Annotated in this window: 15 protein-coding genes; 7 read left to right on the forward strand and 8 right to left on the reverse strand. The window is 41.2% G+C overall.

Translation table 11 applies throughout. The features are described from left to right. The first annotated feature begins 238 nt into the window (after positions 1–238). The 4 genes from nrdA (at position 239) to ACERC6_RS01015 (ending at position 4,843) form a co-directional block, all read left to right on the forward strand. A complete protein-coding gene (gene nrdA / locus ACERC6_RS01000) occupies positions 239–2,515 on the forward strand; it encodes a class 1a ribonucleoside-diphosphate reductase subunit alpha (protein ID WP_284674319.1) in 2,277 nt (758 codons plus the stop codon). A 151-nt stretch (positions 2,516–2,666) separates the two neighbouring features. After that, on the forward strand, positions 2,667–2,999 hold the full coding sequence (locus tag ACERC6_RS01005; protein WP_284674318.1) for a YbaB/EbfC family nucleoid-associated protein: 333 nt from the start codon (positions 2,667–2,669) through the stop codon (positions 2,997–2,999). A gap of 6 nt (positions 3,000–3,005) precedes the next feature. After that, positions 3,006–3,599, forward strand: a complete 594-nt coding sequence (gene recR, locus ACERC6_RS01010; protein WP_373627387.1) for a recombination mediator RecR — start codon at positions 3,006–3,008, stop codon at positions 3,597–3,599. 5 nt (positions 3,600–3,604) lie between these two features. Further along, on the forward strand, positions 3,605–4,843 hold the full coding sequence (locus tag ACERC6_RS01015; protein WP_373627388.1) for a ribonuclease D: 1,239 nt from the start codon (positions 3,605–3,607) through the stop codon (positions 4,841–4,843). 71 nt (positions 4,844–4,914) lie between these two features. On the opposite strand, the gene ACERC6_RS01020 is transcribed toward ACERC6_RS01015, so the two are convergent. The 4 genes from ACERC6_RS01020 to ispF all read right to left on the reverse strand — a co-directional run bounded on the left by ACERC6_RS01020 (position 4,915) and on the right by ispF (position 7,001). Then, positions 4,915–5,238, reverse strand: a complete 324-nt coding sequence (locus tag ACERC6_RS01020) for a hypothetical protein (RefSeq protein ID WP_284674315.1) — start codon at positions 5,236–5,238, stop codon at positions 4,915–4,917. 153 nt (positions 5,239–5,391) lie between these two features. Beyond that, complete coding sequence (gene grxD / locus ACERC6_RS01025) at positions 5,392–5,727, reverse strand: Grx4 family monothiol glutaredoxin (RefSeq protein WP_284674314.1); 336 nt, start codon at positions 5,725–5,727, stop codon at positions 5,392–5,394. Between the two features lie 66 nt (positions 5,728–5,793). Then, positions 5,794–6,369: a cysteine hydrolase family protein gene (locus ACERC6_RS01030; RefSeq protein ID WP_284674313.1), complete on the reverse strand. Its 576-nt coding sequence runs from the start codon at positions 6,367–6,369 to the stop codon at positions 5,794–5,796. Between the two features lie 152 nt (positions 6,370–6,521). Next, positions 6,522–7,001 (reverse strand): 2-C-methyl-D-erythritol 2,4-cyclodiphosphate synthase, encoded by a 480-nt coding sequence (gene ispF, locus ACERC6_RS01035; protein ID WP_284674312.1) that lies wholly within the window; start codon positions 6,999–7,001, stop codon positions 6,522–6,524. 62 nt (positions 7,002–7,063) lie between these two features. On the opposite strand from ispF, the gene mnmA reads away from it, so the two are divergent. Beyond that, complete coding sequence (mnmA, locus tag ACERC6_RS01040; RefSeq protein ID WP_373627389.1) at positions 7,064–8,179, forward strand: tRNA 2-thiouridine(34) synthase MnmA; 1,116 nt, start codon at positions 7,064–7,066, stop codon at positions 8,177–8,179. A gap of 115 nt (positions 8,180–8,294) precedes the next feature. Here the strand turns inward: mnmA and ACERC6_RS01045 are convergent, their stop codons facing one another. The 3 genes from ACERC6_RS01045 to ACERC6_RS01055 all read right to left on the reverse strand — a co-directional run bounded on the left by ACERC6_RS01045 (position 8,295) and on the right by ACERC6_RS01055 (position 10,481). After that, on the reverse strand, positions 8,295–9,407 hold the full coding sequence (locus tag ACERC6_RS01045) for an HNH endonuclease family protein (RefSeq protein WP_373627390.1): 1,113 nt from the start codon (positions 9,405–9,407) through the stop codon (positions 8,295–8,297). Continuing rightward, positions 9,407–10,159, reverse strand: coding sequence for an adenine-specific methyltransferase EcoRI family protein (locus ACERC6_RS01050; RefSeq protein ID WP_373627427.1), 753 nt, complete (start codon positions 10,157–10,159; stop codon positions 9,407–9,409). The genes ACERC6_RS01045 and ACERC6_RS01050 overlap by 1 nt, the downstream gene beginning before the upstream one ends. 163 nt (positions 10,160–10,322) lie before the next feature. Next, positions 10,323–10,481 carry a hypothetical protein gene (locus ACERC6_RS01055; RefSeq protein ID WP_373630489.1) on the reverse strand — a complete coding sequence of 53 codons (159 nt, stop codon included), beginning with the start codon at positions 10,479–10,481 and terminating at the stop codon, positions 10,323–10,325. Between the two features lie 179 nt (positions 10,482–10,660). Here ACERC6_RS01055 and purB point away from each other — a divergent pair, with 179 nt between their 5' ends. Beyond that, positions 10,661–12,049 (forward strand): adenylosuccinate lyase, encoded by a 1,389-nt coding sequence (purB, locus tag ACERC6_RS01060; protein WP_373627392.1) that lies wholly within the window; start codon positions 10,661–10,663, stop codon positions 12,047–12,049. A gap of 194 nt (positions 12,050–12,243) precedes the next feature. Here purB and ACERC6_RS01065 read toward each other — a convergent pair whose 3' ends face one another. After that, on the reverse strand, positions 12,244–12,456 hold the full coding sequence (locus ACERC6_RS01065) for a hypothetical protein (RefSeq protein WP_373627394.1): 213 nt from the start codon (positions 12,454–12,456) through the stop codon (positions 12,244–12,246). A gap of 304 nt (positions 12,457–12,760) precedes the next feature. On the opposite strand from ACERC6_RS01065, the gene alaS reads away from it, so the two are divergent. Further along, positions 12,761–15,424 (forward strand): alanine--tRNA ligase, encoded by a 2,664-nt coding sequence (gene alaS / locus ACERC6_RS01070; protein ID WP_373627395.1) that lies wholly within the window; start codon positions 12,761–12,763, stop codon positions 15,422–15,424. Positions 15,425–15,680 lie beyond the last annotated feature (256 nt).

A 15,680-nucleotide genomic window follows, 5' to 3' on the forward strand; every position in this document is an offset into this window, starting at 1 on the left:
ATAAAATCAAAAAAAAAACAAGCTAGCATTTTTATTTTTTTTAGGATATATTGTGCCACATTAAAAGATATACGCCTAGATGTAGTGATGACAGCTTAACCCCCTCATCAACAAAACCGCCATTTTTATGCCTTTAACTGCTTGAAAAGCAATACTTTTTAACAGCATGGTCATGATGGCATTAAATCTTTGATTGCAGTTTTTTTCCGCAACTTTTAATAAAATATGGAACATGCCCATGGTACACATCGATAAAATTAAAGTTACGAAACGAGATGGACGATTAGAGCCCATTGATTTAGAAAAAATCCACAAAGTCATCACTTGGGCAGCCGAAGGTCTAAGCAATGTTTCGGTTTCACAAGTTGAACTAAAATCTCATATCCAGTTCTATGATGGCATTCGTACCAAAGATATTCACGAAACCATCATCAAAGCAGCGGCCGACCTAATCTCAGCAGAAACGCCTAATTATCAGTATCTAGCAGCACGCTTAGCCACTTTTCATCTGCGTAAGATTGCCTATGGTCAGTACCAGCCACCACACCTATACGACCATGTTGTCAAACTAACCAATAGCGGTAAATACGATAAGCACATTTTGGCAGACTACTCCAAAGATGAATTTGACAAACTTGGTAGCTACATTGACCATGACCGAGACATGAACCTTGCTTATGCGGCAGTTGAGCAAATGATGGGTAAATATCTGGTACAAGACCGAGTTACCAAGCAAGTCTATGAAAGCCCACAATTCCTATATATGCTCGTAGGTATGTGCTTGTTTGCAGGTTATGATAAGAGCGAGCGACTTGACTATGTCAAGCGTTTTTATGATGCCACTTCTAATTTTTATATTTCATTGCCAACCCCTATCATGGCAGGCGTTCGCACACCAACACGCCAATTTAGCTCATGCGTGCTGATTGAATGTGCAGACAACCTAGACAGCATCAACGCCACCACTTCTGCCATCGTCCGTTATGTCTCACAGCGTGCAGGCATCGGAATTAATGCAGGAGCAATCCGTGCCTTAGGCTCACCCATTCGTGGCGGTGAAGCCCAACATACTGGCTGTATTCCATTTTTCAAGATGTTCCAAGCTGCGGTCAAATCCTGCTCACAAGGTGGCGTTCGTGGCGGTGCAGCAACTTTATTTTACCCAATGTGGCACCTAGAGATAGAAAACCTACTCGTCCTAAAAAACAACCGTGGCGTTGAGGATAACCGTGTCCGCCATATGGACTATGGTGTACAAATAAACAAAACGCTGTACGCTCGCCTAATCCAAAATAAAAACATCACGCTGTTTTCGCCATCAGATGTACCTGGTCTATATGAAGCTTTCTTTGCCAATCAAGCAGAATTTGAACGCTTGTACACGCAATATGAGGCAGATGACAATGTCAGAAAACGCACCATCTCCGCACGAGAGCTATTTAGCCTTATGCTACAAGAGCGTGCCAGTACAGGTCGTATCTATATTCAAAATGTTGACCACTGCAATACACACAGCCCGTTTGACCCAAGCATTGCACCGATTCGCCAGTCTAACCTGTGCATGGAGATTGCCCTACCGACCAAGCCTCTTGATAATATCAATGATGAAAATGGCGAGATTGCCCTATGCACTTTATCAGCCATTAATCTAGGCAAAATTAATGAAATCTCAGATATTGAAGAGCCGGCCGAGCTGATTGTGCGTGCTCTTGATGCTTTGCTTGACTATCAAGACTATCCTGTTGCCGCCGCCAAAAAAGGCAGTCTAAACCGCCGTACACTTGGTGTTGGCGTAATTAACTACGCCTATTATCTCACCAAAAATGGCACTCGCTATTCAGATGTTGCAGCATTATCCTTGACTCACCGCACCTTTGAAGCATTGCAATATTATCTATTAAAGGCATCTAACAAGCTCGCTAAAGAACAAGGTGCCTGCCCTTGGTTTGATCAGACGACTTATAGTAAGGGCATCTTGCCGATAGATACCTATAAAGCCGACTTGAACAGCATCTGTCCAGAACCGTTGCAATTTGACTGGGAATCTTTGCGTGCCGACATCAAAACATACGGACTGCGTAATTCAACACTCAGTGCCCTTATGCCATCTGAAACCAGCTCCCAAATCGCTAATGCCACTAATGGTATTGAGCCTCCTCGTGGATTGGTATCTGTTAAACAGTCTAAAGACGGTATTTTAAAACAGGTTGTGCCTGATATTGAAAAACTTGCCAAACAGTACGAGTTGCTTTGGCAGATGCCTGATAACAATGGCTATCTACGCCTTGTAGGTATCATGCAAAAATTCATCGATCAGTCCATCTCCGCCAACACCAATTATGACCCATCAAAATTTGAAGGCAATAAAGTCCCCATGAAGGTGTTGATTCAAGATTTGCTAACCGCTTATAAATTTGGCGTTAAGACACTGTATTATCATAATACTCGTGATGGTGCTGACGACAGTCAAGGCGACATTGATGATGGCTGTACCTCTGGTACTTGCAAAATCTAACATGGTTACCAATCCAAGCTAGCTTTATATACCATTTGGATTTTTGCCCTAAAGATATGCTATAATTTCATCAATAAAAACACGATTGATGGATAAATTTTTTAAAATTTACTGACATCACTTATCATAAAATTTTAATTAGGAAAATATCATGAACATTCAAGCACTCATGCAACAAGCCCAAGCCATGCAAAAGCAGGTAGAAAAGAATGTTGAAGCTGCCAAAGCTAGCCTTGCTACCAAAGAAGTACATAGCGAATCGGGTAATGGCTTGGTAAAAGTTACCATGACAGGTCGCCATGTGGTCAAACGCATCAGTCTTGACCCAAGTCTTATGGACGATGATCCTGACATGATTGAAGATTTGGTAGCAGCTGCCATTAATGATGCCGTTCGCCAAGCCGATGAGCTGTCTGAAGAGGTCATGGCAAGTGCAACTACTGGCATGGGTTTACCTAAGGGCATGCAAGGTCTGTTTGGCTAATTGATCATGCTAACCCCAAAATTTGACCATCTTGTCAAAGAGCTACAACATTTGCCCGGTGTTGGACAAAAGACCGCTCAACGCATGGCTCTACATCTGCTATCCAAAAAACGCTTGCAAGGCATTAGTTTATCACAAGCCTTAGGTGTCGCCATGAATGAGATTATCGAGTGTCGCCAATGCCACTCTTACAGCGATGAAGAGATATGCCCCATCTGTAGCGATGTACGCCGTGATGATGGTCTGTTGTGCGTCGTAGAAAGTGCTGCTGATGTGGTGGCAATTGAACAAAGCGGTGCTTATCGTGGCAAATATTTTGTATTGGGTGGTCATTTATCGCCAATTGACGGTATTAACGCTGATGATCTAAACATTGACCAGCTTATTTTCCGCCTAAAACAAGAACCCGTCAAAGAGTTAATTTTGGCGACCGGAGCCACAGTAGAAGGACAAACCACCGCCTTTTTTATCACCGATGCCACTCGCCCCCATGTTGAAACAATCACCCGACTGGCACAAGGCATTCCAATGGGTGGTGAACTAGAATATGTGGATAGCTTAACCTTGCATCAAGCTCTACAAAACCGTGCTTTTATCTAAAAAACATGACTACAACACCCTCAAATAGCGACACACGCTTTGGCTTTTTTCGTGCTGATCATATAGAAGATCAAAATCATGACCTGCCCGTCTCATGGGTACACAACGAAGATGAGCTTTACGCATTGATTGATGAAATCGATGAGGTGGATGTGGTCGCCTTAGACACCGAATTCATCAAACGCACCACCTATTACCCCATTTTAGCACTCGTACAGGTCAATACTGGGCGTGGCATCTATTTGGTTGACGCACCTAGATTGGATTTAACTGAATTTTGGCAAGCCTTGATAGAAGTGCCGACGATGGTTTGGTATGCTTGCGGTGAAGATTTGGGTATTTTTTATCTATTGGCAAAAAACGCCCCTCTAACCAATATCTTTGATGTGCAGATTGGCGTTGCTTATTTGACAGGCAAATTACAAGCAGGCTACAGCCAGTCTGTCGCTGAAATTCTTGGCATTGAGATTGACAAAGGCGAGAGCCAATCTAATTGGCTGGTACGACCACTAAGTCAAGAACAAGAAAGCTATGCCGCCAATGATGTGCGTTATCTGTTGACACTTTATCAAAGCGTCAAACAAAAACTTGATGAAAATCAATTACTTGGTCATGTCATTGAAGACAGCAATGTTTATGCCAAAGAACTACATGATACCGCCCATATCAGCGATGAGATGCTGTATCTAGAATTTAGCTCTCCTGAATACAACCGCACTCAAATAGGTGTGCTACAATCTTTAGTGGCATGGCGTGAATCGCTGGCTCGCAACATTAACGAGCCAAGAACTTTCATTATTAGCAAACAAGCAATGCGTGAAATCATTGAAACGCTACCAGAAAGTATCAAGCAACTGGCACAAACCACCATCAATCGCCATGCATTGCGTAAGTATGGCGATGAGATTATCCACATCATTCGTACCGTAAAATCTCAACCACAAAAAACACTACCACCTCTACCACCACCTGTTTATCGTAGTAAGGAAAAAATCTTTAAGAAATCTCTTGATCAAGCCATCACTGATTACAGCCACACACATCACATTCCAGAAAATCTGCTTTTGCGTGGACGGTGGATTAGCGAGTTATTACTGATGGTGGCACATGACTTAAATGCCGAACATCTACCATTAGGCTTACAAGGCTATCGCAAAGATTGGATAATTGATACCGTTTTGCCTTTATTAAAGACTTATAAAGCCCAAATCACCGCAGGACTTGGTATAAAATCTCAACCTTAGATTGACCATCATGTTGAGATGGATATAACCTGCATGGAAAAATGACAAAGAATGAATAATAAAAAGGATAACTAAACCCTGCTCAAATACTCCTGCTGTATTTGTTTGGGCATTTTATCAATCAGTGATAATTTCATGTTCTTGTCATCACCATTCATCACCATCTCAATCAGTGGCAACCCATCAAATGGCAAATCATCAATCTTTTGAGTAAAATTTGCCAAATAATACGCCCCATCAACATCATTATCCGCCATCACACGATTATACACCGTCTGCCAAGCCAATTCACTTGCACTACCATGCTGAACAATCAAATGAATCGCTTTTAAAGCAGTGTTCGCATTTTCACACAAAGTTAAAATTTCTTCAGAAATCTGTTTGATTTTTTGCATTATTTTTTACTCATCAAGACCAACAATTCACTACTTTAGCAATGATTTTTTGACAATTATCCCAAGGTTATCAACAGCTTAATACAGTTAATTGATACAGTCAATCAATAAAAAAGGCTTTTGCTAGCGACAAAAACCTTTGATATCTTTTAATCACACTTCAGGGCTATGCTCTTCAATCAGTGGCTTTAACTCGCCTGCTTGATACATTTGTAAAATGATATCGCTACCACCAATTAGCTCGCCATTAACCCATAGCTGTGGAAAAGTAGGCCAATTAGCGATGATGGGCAAAGTAGTGCGAATTTCAGGGTTTTCTAGGATATTAACAAAGGCAAAAGGGCGACCGATTTGGCTTAATACCTCCACCGCACGGGCAGAAAATCCACATTGTGGAAATTGTGGTGTGCCTTTCATATACAAAAGCACACTATGGTCTTTGATTTGGTTTTCAATCAGCTCTTTGATTTGAGGGTTGATGTCGGTCATGATTACTCCAAAATGAAACTGAATTTACCTGCATTGTATCATACATTGGTGGCGGTTTGGCAGATTTCAAGTACTCTGCCAAAATTTATCCGCCAAAAGCACATCGCTCATTAACACAGTTGCAAATTCATTATGTAGGTTTGCAAGGCTAATTTGATGCACAAGCTCACTATCATAGTGCTTACCATCAAAGCCCAGACGGTCAAAAGTCGCTGTAGCATCTGCCACCACAATCACATGAAAGCCCAGATTTCCTGCCATTCGTGTGGTGGTAGAAATACAATGATTGGTGGTTAAGCCAATAATGACAAGGTTGGTTATCGCACGACTTTTTAGTTGCTGTTCTAAATTTGTGCCAATAAAGGCAGAATTAACCGTTTTGCCAATAACCACTTCATCACCCATTGGGGCGGTTAGGGGCTTAAAGTCGTTGCCAATCTGGTTGGGTCTTAAAGGTGAGTTTGGTTCAGTAGAATTGTGCTGAATATGAAAAATGGGCATCTGATACGCACGCCACTTTGCCAATAAATCAAAACAAACTTGCTCACAGTTTGGGTTGTTTCTATTGCCACCCCAATAGACATGGTCATCAAATCCTAATTGCAAATCAATCAATAAAAGAGCGGTATTTTTATCCAACATAAATCTCCTGTCAGAAATTAATAATAAAAAATTAGCAAGTAACCTTAAAAAGCACCCTAGTCATTTTAACACCAAAACCAACGATAAAAACCACACCTTTAAAAGTTACTACCCAAACGCCTCCGTGCCATCAAATCCCATGATTAAAACAACTACCCCATCTTTTGCAATAGCACCACACAACTTGCAAAAATCCCCTCGCCTCGCCCCAGATAGCCCATCTTTTCATTGGTGGTGGCTTTAATGCTAATGCAGTCCTCTTCTACTTTTAAAATATCAGCAATGCACTGACGCATCGCTTTGTTATGTGGGGAAAGTTTGGGCAGTTCACAAATCACTGTCATATCAGCATTGATCAGACTGTAGCCTTTTTCGGTTACTTTTTTATGAACCTCTTTTAATAACACCTTGCTATCCACCCCACAAAAGCGGTCATCTGTATCAGGAAAATGCATACCGATATCCCCTAAAGCCAACGCCCCAAGCATCGCATCCATGAGAGCGTGAAGCAGGACATCACCGTCCGAATGGGCTTTAATACCGTGCGTATGGGGAATTTTGATACCACCAAGCGTAACAAACTCACCATCTGTAAAAGCATGAACATCTAGTCCTTGACCGATTTTTATCATTGTTTTTCTCCTATAATTTGTTAAAATACCCTAATATTATAGCAAAATTTTATGGTTAATACATGATGATAACAAAGCCAAACACCACCCAAAAAGTCATCGTCGGAATGTCAGGCGGTGTGGACAGCTCAGTATCAGCCGCCCTACTACTTGAACAAGGCTATCAAGTAGAGGGGCTTTTTATGAAAAACTGGGAAGAAGACGATGGTACAGAATATTGCACTGCCTTGACTGATTTGGCAGATGCCCAAGCGGTGGCAGATAAGCTAGGCATACCATTGCATACTGCCAATTTTTCGGCAGAATATTGGGATAATGTTTTTGAGCATTTTTTGGAGGAGTATCAAGCAGGTCGCACGCCCAATCCTGATATCTTGTGCAACAAAGAAGTCAAATTCAAAGCGTTCTTAGACTACGCTTTAACACTGGGTGCAGACTATATTGCTACAGGGCATTATGTTCGCCGTTCACAAATCATGGACAATAAAGCACAGCTACTGCGTGGACTTGATGGCAACAAAGATCAAAGCTATTTTTTGTATGCGGTCGGTGGCGACAAAATCGCCAAAACCTTATTTCCAGTCGGTGAATTAGAAAAGCTACAAGTGCGGGCGATTGCCGAAAAATACAACCTAGCAACCGCCAAGAAAAAAGACAGTACAGGCATCTGCTTTATTGGCGAACGAAAATTCAAGGATTTTTTACAGACCTATCTGCCTGCCCAAAAAGGAGAAATCATCAGTGACGATGGCATAACACTTGGCACACACGATGGGTTGATGTATTACACCATTGGTCAGCGAGGAGGTATTGGCATTGGGGGTGTCTCTGGTCGTCCTGATGAGCCTTGGTTTGTACTGCAAAAAGACCTAAAGAACAATCGCTTGATTGTCGGTCAAGGGCATAATCACCCCCTACTACACTCAACCACTTTGACCGCCACAAAACTAGATTGGGTCATCAGTCCACCCAAAGACGGCTCAAAACTTACCGCCAAAACTCGCTATCGTCAGCCCGACCAAGCCTGCACCGTGTTTATTCAAGACGATACGCTCAAAGTGGTGTTTGATGAGCCACAACGAGCCGTTACGCTTGGGCAGTCGGTGGTTTTGTATGATGGCGATGTTTGCTTAGGTGGGGGCGTGATTGATTGGTGTGATGCACCGTGTTTGGTTTAGATTTAGTTTGTATTTGGTTTAAACAAAACTAAAATAAAAGACTGCCTACACCAATAGCCATTACAAAAATACAATGGCTATTTTTAGCATCTTTTTAATGGTATTTTAATAACAATTACTTCCCCGACTTAGTACGATTGCATTTTTGGCATAGCATTTGGCAATTATCAAAAGTGGTTTTACCGCCCTTTGCCCATGGAATAATATGGTCAGCTTCCATGTCATCTATTGTAAAATACTCATTGCAAATTTTGCAAATACCCTTTTGGGCTTGATAGGCTTTTTGGCGGTCTTTGTCGCTAAATGTCCGTAAATTTAGATATTTTGGGTCATTTTTTAATAAATAGGCATAAATGCCTTTGTTATTCTCCACTTCATCGTCATTTATCAATTCACAAATACGCCGTTCTAATAACTCTGCGTCCAATATATCGTCTTTGTGGGCGTTATAAAATTCGCCCCATTCTAGCCCTTTCATCATTTTGCGGTAATGAGGGAATTTGGCTTTTGTCCAACTTATCACATTTTGAAAATATTGCCATAATTGCAGGGCATCGCTGTCGTGTTGGTGTTGTGCCATATATTGGGTAATGTCTTTGTTGTATTTTGGGTCGGTTTGGCTTATCCATTTTAAAGTTTTTTCTAAATAGTCTTGGCGAATGGGCATGCCTGTCAAATAATCACTGCCGATTTGATACGCCACGCACCCAGTTTTGCTAAAATGGCGTTTGGCATCGGTGAGCCATTTACCTGTGTACATGGCGTTTTTGAGTTCTTGGTCGGTCAATTTTTCGCCTGCAATATTGATAATCTCAAACCACGCCAATTTATCGCTAGGCTTGCCTGTACAAATATAAATATGCAATTTATAATCCAAAATTTGCTTTTGGTCATTTGCATTTAAATTATGAAAATATAAAGCATTACCGTCTATTTTAATAGAAAAATCGCCCGCCACAAATTGACAAATGCTAATGGTGCGTTGCTGTCCGTCCATTAGCTCAAATTGTCCGTCATCGGTGGTCGCCCAATACATCACATTTAAAGGAAAGCCCTTTAAGACAGTATAAATTACTTCATTTCTTTGCTTTTGGTTATACACAAACTCACGCTGAAACGGCGGTCGCACATTTAACAATCCACCATATGCCACCACGCCTTGTTCGTTATTATCAGCATAGCCTTGGGTTAATTCGCCAATCGTGATATTTTTATGTTCAATGTGCATTAGTTTGCTCCTTTTACCTTTCTAATAAATACTCTTTTAAACTTAGCCAAACCATTTACCAAACAAGATTTTGAACCACCTTGCCAAACTCCGCCAGATTGACCTGTGCCGTTGTCTTCTCCCATTCCAACAATCTCAAACTGCCCTGGATTGTATTTGTCCAAAAAAGTAATGGGTACGCCCATTGCACCGTCATAATCTATGGGGATATTGGCGGTTTTAGACACTTCTATGGCGTTGTAATTATCGTATTTGGGATAATCAGTGGGATTATAAGTTTTGTGTAAAATCAATTTGTCTTGGCGTTTGGAATGCTCTAAATTGGTAAACCATATTGCTTGTGCTCTTGCCATTACTTCCCCATTGACTATTTTATAGCCACTACCTTCTTTTTTTTCAGATACTAATTTTTTTGCAAATTCTTTTGATATATGAAAAGTTAAATCGGTACTCATTGGGGTATATCCCACCCAAATTCTATTGTTTTTAATCAATGAAAATACTTCTTTATAAGTAATGGCATTTTTATTGCCAATAATTACAAAATTTTTACCGTATTCCACAAGCTGAGCGATATATTCACGAAACAAACTAAATGGCGGATTGGTAACCACAATATCGGCTTGGCATAGCAATTTGATACATTCTTTACTTCTAAAATCCCCACCCAAATAGACTGTGCCGTCTTTGGCTTTGCTGTCATTAAGACTGGTGATTTTGATGCCTTTGGCTTTTTTGGGTAAATCGCTAATTTGGCACGCTTTGCGGCGTGTAGAGTGCTGTTACCGCCGTCTGTGGCGGTCGCTTTTTTAGCTTTGGTGGGCTTGCTTTGTGTGGTGTGCTTAGGCTTGGTGGGTGTGGGGTCTTGTTTGACGCCTGTTTTGGCTTCCAAAAAGGCTTTAGAGATGTGTTTGCTCATTGCACACCCCCAATAGGCGTGCAGGTAAAACTTAGGCTATGCTGTGTGCTGTGTGCTGTGTGCTGTGTGCTGTGTGCTGTGTGCTGTGTGCTGTGTGCTGTGTGCTGTGTGCTGTGTGCTGTGTGCTGTGTGCTGTGTGCTGTGATTATATGCATCATTTACCCTTTGTCAAGTTCAATTTATGACATAGCATTATACAAAAATTTAGCCACCTACACAAGTAAACCAATTATCCACATACACCCAACGCCTTGCAATCAAAACACAACTGGTTAAAAACGCCAAAATTTGTTATAATCTAATCATTCTCATCATTTTTTTAAGGATTTTAAAAGTGTCTCTCAATCAACTAACCGCCCTATCCCCCCTAGACGGTCGCTATGCGTCCAAATGCGATACCTTGCGTCCTTATCTGTCTGAATTTGGCTTAATGCACGCTCGTGTTACGGTTGAAGTCCGCTGGTTACAAGCTCTAGCCAATCACCCAGAAGTCGGTGAAATTCAGCCTTTTTCTGCTAACACCAATGCCAAATTAGATGCCATTATTGATAATTTTTCATTAGAAAATGCCGAACGCATCAAAGAAATAGAACGCACCACCAATCACGATGTTAAAGCGGTGGAATATTTTTTAAAAGAACAAATTGCTGATATTGATGAATTAAAAAATGCAGGCGAGTTTATTCATTTTGCTTGCACATCAGAAGATATTAACAATCTATCGCACGCCTTGATGCTAAAATCAGGTCGTGATATTTTAGTAGCATCCATGCAAAAGATTATTGATGACATTGCAGATTTGGCGGATAAATATAGCCATGTGCCAATGCTGTCTCGCACGCACGGACAGACAGCCAGTCCGACAACGCTTGGCAAAGAAATGGCGAATGTCGCCTATCGTCTGCACCGCCAAATCAAGCAGTTTAAAGCGGTAGAACTGCTTGGTAAGATTAACGGTGCGGTAGGAAACTATAACGCTCATTTATCCGCCTATCCTAATATTGACTGGGCAAAACACAGCCAAAATTTTGTAGAAAGTTTGGGTTTGACATTCAATCCATATACCACACAGATTGAACCGCATGATTATATGGCAGAATTATTTGATGGGTTACGCCGTTTTAATACCATTCTGATTGACTTTAACCGTGATGTGTGGGGCTATATCTCACTAGGCTATTTCAAACAAAAACTAAAAGAAGGTGAAGTAGGTAGCTCAACCATGCCCCACAAAGTCAATCCCATTGACTTTGAAAACAGCGAGGGCAACTTGGGTCTTGCTAATGCCATTCTTGCACACTTAGGCGAAAAACTACCCATCTCACGCTGGCAAAGAGACTTGACTGACAGCACGGTACTGCGCAATATGGGCACAGGTTTTGCTCAAAGTTTAATCGCCTTTGAAGCCTGCCTAAAAGGTATTGGTAAATTAGAACTTAACGAACAACGCCTAGCAGAAGACCTAGACAACGCCCAAGAAGTCTTGGCAGAGCCAATCCAAACAGTCATGCGTCGCTACAATGTAGAAAAGCCTTATGAGAAGCTAAAAGCTCTCACTCGTGGACAGGCGATGACAAGACAGATGATGACGGATTTTGTGAATGGCGATGAATTAAAAGCCGTACCAGAAACTGACCGCAAACGCTTAGCTAACCTAATACCTGCAACCTATATCGGCAATGCTGATGAACAGGCGAAAAAATTAAAAGACTATTTAAAGTAATTGAAAAATAATTGATTATTTAAAGTCATTGTCAATCAATCAAATTAAAAGGCAGTACTCACACTGCCTTTTAATTTATAGCACCAACCAACTGCCGATGGCGTATCAGTACCAATAAAATCAATAAGAAACACCAAAATTTCATATCTAAGCCAAGTAATGTCTTTGGCTTAGATTTTTTTTGGCTGCAAAGTTTAATCAGAAGTCTGATTTGAACCACTAGTCAAAGCACTGACCTTTTTGGTAACAATCACTGCAATGGGCAAGCTGATGAGTGCACCAATAACAACTGCACCCAAAATATAAGGCATGCTATCAAAACCTGTAACAAAAGCAATAATCAACAAAATACCTACCGCAACAGTAAAGGCGATAGAAAACATGGCGGTGAGTAATGGAATGTTCATGATATACCCCTAAATAAATTATGGAATAAAACTACTGTGTTATTTATACATCTTTTTTGTATAAATGTTAAGTAGTTTTTAAAAAAATCCCTAATTTTTTTGTGATATTACCATTTTTTATACTTAAACGAAAAAGTCGGGCAATTTAACGAAAATTTGCTTTTATTTGGGTTAGTTTATGATAAAATTAACGATTTATGATTGCCTAAAGTTTCGTCTTACTTAAGCATCATCAACTTTTCACAAAAATGATTTAGCATCTTTAGCAAAAAGCACATCAGTGATGTGATTTTAAGGAATTTTTATGAGTCATCTTACTAAAACTCTACAGCTGCATGAAGTTCGTCAGGCATTCATTGATTTTTTTGCCAGCAAAAATCACACACCAGTCCCATCGTCAAGCCTAATCCCGCACAATGACCCCACCCTGCTATTCACCAATGCAGGTATGAATCAGTTTAAAGATACTTTTTTAGGGGTTGAAAAACGAGACTATCATCGTGCCGTCAGCTCACAAAAATGCGTGCGTGCAGGTGGTAAGCACAATGACCTTGATAATGTCGGTTACACCGCCCGCCATCACACTTTTTTTGAAATGCTGGGCAATTTTAGCTTTGGTGATTATTTCAAAAAAGATGCCATCAAGTTCGCTTGGGAATTTTTGACCTCAGAGCAATGGCTTGCCCTGCCTAAAGAACGCCTATATGTAACCGTGTATCACACTGATGATGAAGCCTTTGATATCTGGCATCAAGAAGTGGGACTTGCCCCTGAACGCATCATTCGTATTGGCGATAAAGGCAAACAGTACGAATCAGATAATTTTTGGGCGATGGGCGATACTGGTCCTTGCGGTCCTTGTTCAGAGATTTTTTATGATTATGGGGACCATATTGAAGGTGGTTTGCCTGGCACACCCGAAGAAGATGGCGATCGCTATGTAGAGGTATGGAACTGCGTATTCATGCAATTTAATCGCCAAAAAGATGGCACTTTAGAGCCATTGCCAAAGCCATCGGTTGATACAGGCATGGGACTTGAGAGAATCAGCTCGGTCATACAAGGCAAATATGGCAACTATGAAGTTGATTTATTCGTCAATCTGATGGATGCAGCCGCTGCCATCATCGGTGTGGATAGCACCCATGAACCATCATTTAAAGTCATCGCCGACCACATTCGTGCGGTATCATTTCTTATTGCCGATGGCGTTCGTCCAAGCAATGAAGGTCGTGGCTATGTGTTGCGTCGTATCATTCGTCGTGCCGTGCGTCATGGCAACAAATTGGGTGCAACAGACGCATTCTTCCATAAACTTGTGGCTTTCCTTGCCAAAGAAATGGGGCAAGCCTACCCACAGCTTATTGAAAAACAAACTGAAATTGAATCAGTTATTTTAAAAGAAGAAGAGCAATTTGCTAAAACTTTGGCTCAAGGGTTGCGTCTGCTGTCAGGCGAACTAGAAAACCTAAATACTGGCGATACATTGGCTGGCGAGACCGTCTTTAAACTATATGATACTTATGGATTCCCAACAGACCTAACCGCCGATATCACCCGTGAGCGTGGCATCAATATTGATGAGGCAGGTTTTGAAACACATATGCAAGAACAGCGTGTTCGAGCTCGTGATGCAGGCAAATTTGACCTAGATTATACCACCGCCATCAAAGTAGATAACCCAACCGACTTTGTTGGCTATACTTCATCAGAACACAACAGTCAAATCATAGGACTGTATCAAGAAGGCAAAGAAATCTTTGAGCTACACGAAGGCGATGAAGGTGTTGTTGTGCTTTCTGCCACACCATTTTATGCCGAAGGTGGCGGTCAAGTTGGCGAACTTGGCGAAATCAGCACCGAGTCTGGCGTCTTTGAAGTGCAAAACACCAAAAAATCAGGTGCTGCCATCATTCACTATGGCACAGTAAAAATGGGGACTATTAAAAACACCCAAAATGCCCATACACAAGTCATCGAAGACATTCGCCGTGCATCTGCTAAAAACCACTCAGCAACCCACCTACTACACGCCGCCCTACGCACCGTATTAGGTACTGGTGTCGCCCAAAAAGGTTCTTTGGTGTCATCAGAAGTACTGCGTTTTGACTTTTCACATGATGAACCAATCAGTCAAGATGACCTATTGACCATCGAACGCATGGTTAATGAACAAATTCAAAAAAACAGCCCTGTTCAGATTGAACATTTGCTTATTGAGCAGGCTCTACAAAAAGGAGCAATGGCACTGTTTGGTGAAAAATACGGCGAGACCGTGCGTGTGCTTACTATGGGCGAAAAAGCCGACAAAACACCCTTTTCTATTGAGCTGTGTGGCGGTATTCATGTTGTACATACAGGAGAAATCGGTCTGTTTAAAATCGTCTCAGAAGGCGGTATTGCCGCAGGCGTTCGTCGCATTGAAGCCTTGACTGGCATGGGTGCAATCAATTATATGCAACAAGGCGAAAAGACTTTAGCTACTTTAGCAAGCAATTTTAAGGCTAAGCGTGATGAGATTGGTGTACGAGTTGGTAGCCTTAGTGAGCGTAACCGTGAGCTTGAAAAACAGCTTGAACGCCTAGAACAAAAACTGGCAAATCTTGAAACCAAATCCCTAATGGATAAGGTTGAAATGATTGGTGGCACGCCTGTTTTGATTGCTAAACTAGACAATCTAGATGCCAAGTTTTTGCGTGGTTTGGCAGATGATATCAAATCAAAACTATCCGATGGTATCGCCATTCTAGCAAGCATTACCAACGGTAAAGTCGCACTGACCGCAAGTGTTTCTAAAGATTTAATCTCAAAAGTTAAAGCAGGAGACATCATCAAATCACTTTGCGAAACCCTTGATGGCAAAGGTGGCGGTAAGCCAGATTTCGCCCAAGGCGGTGCAAACAATGCCGATGGTGTGGATAAAGCATTAGCAAATTTGGCAGCGACATTGGCAGAACAGCTATCCTAAGCAGTCAATACCGCCATGAAAAGGCATGATATTGGCAAGCTAACCACAAATGATGGCTTACGCCAATAAGACAGTAAGCAAAATCATGCCTTTTTAATCACACTGGTGGATTATTTACAAAATATTCCAAATTATTGGGGTATTTATAGATTTTTATAATCAATTCATCAGTTTATTTTAACAATGAATTGAGTTATAATCTGCGAACTTTTATTTACAACCTTTGGGTTTTCTACCATTTTTTAAACAAAAGGTA

This window comes from Moraxella sp. E33BD (assembly GCF_041807865.1).
GTDB lineage: Bacteria > Pseudomonadota > Gammaproteobacteria > Pseudomonadales > Moraxellaceae > Moraxella > Moraxella haemolytica.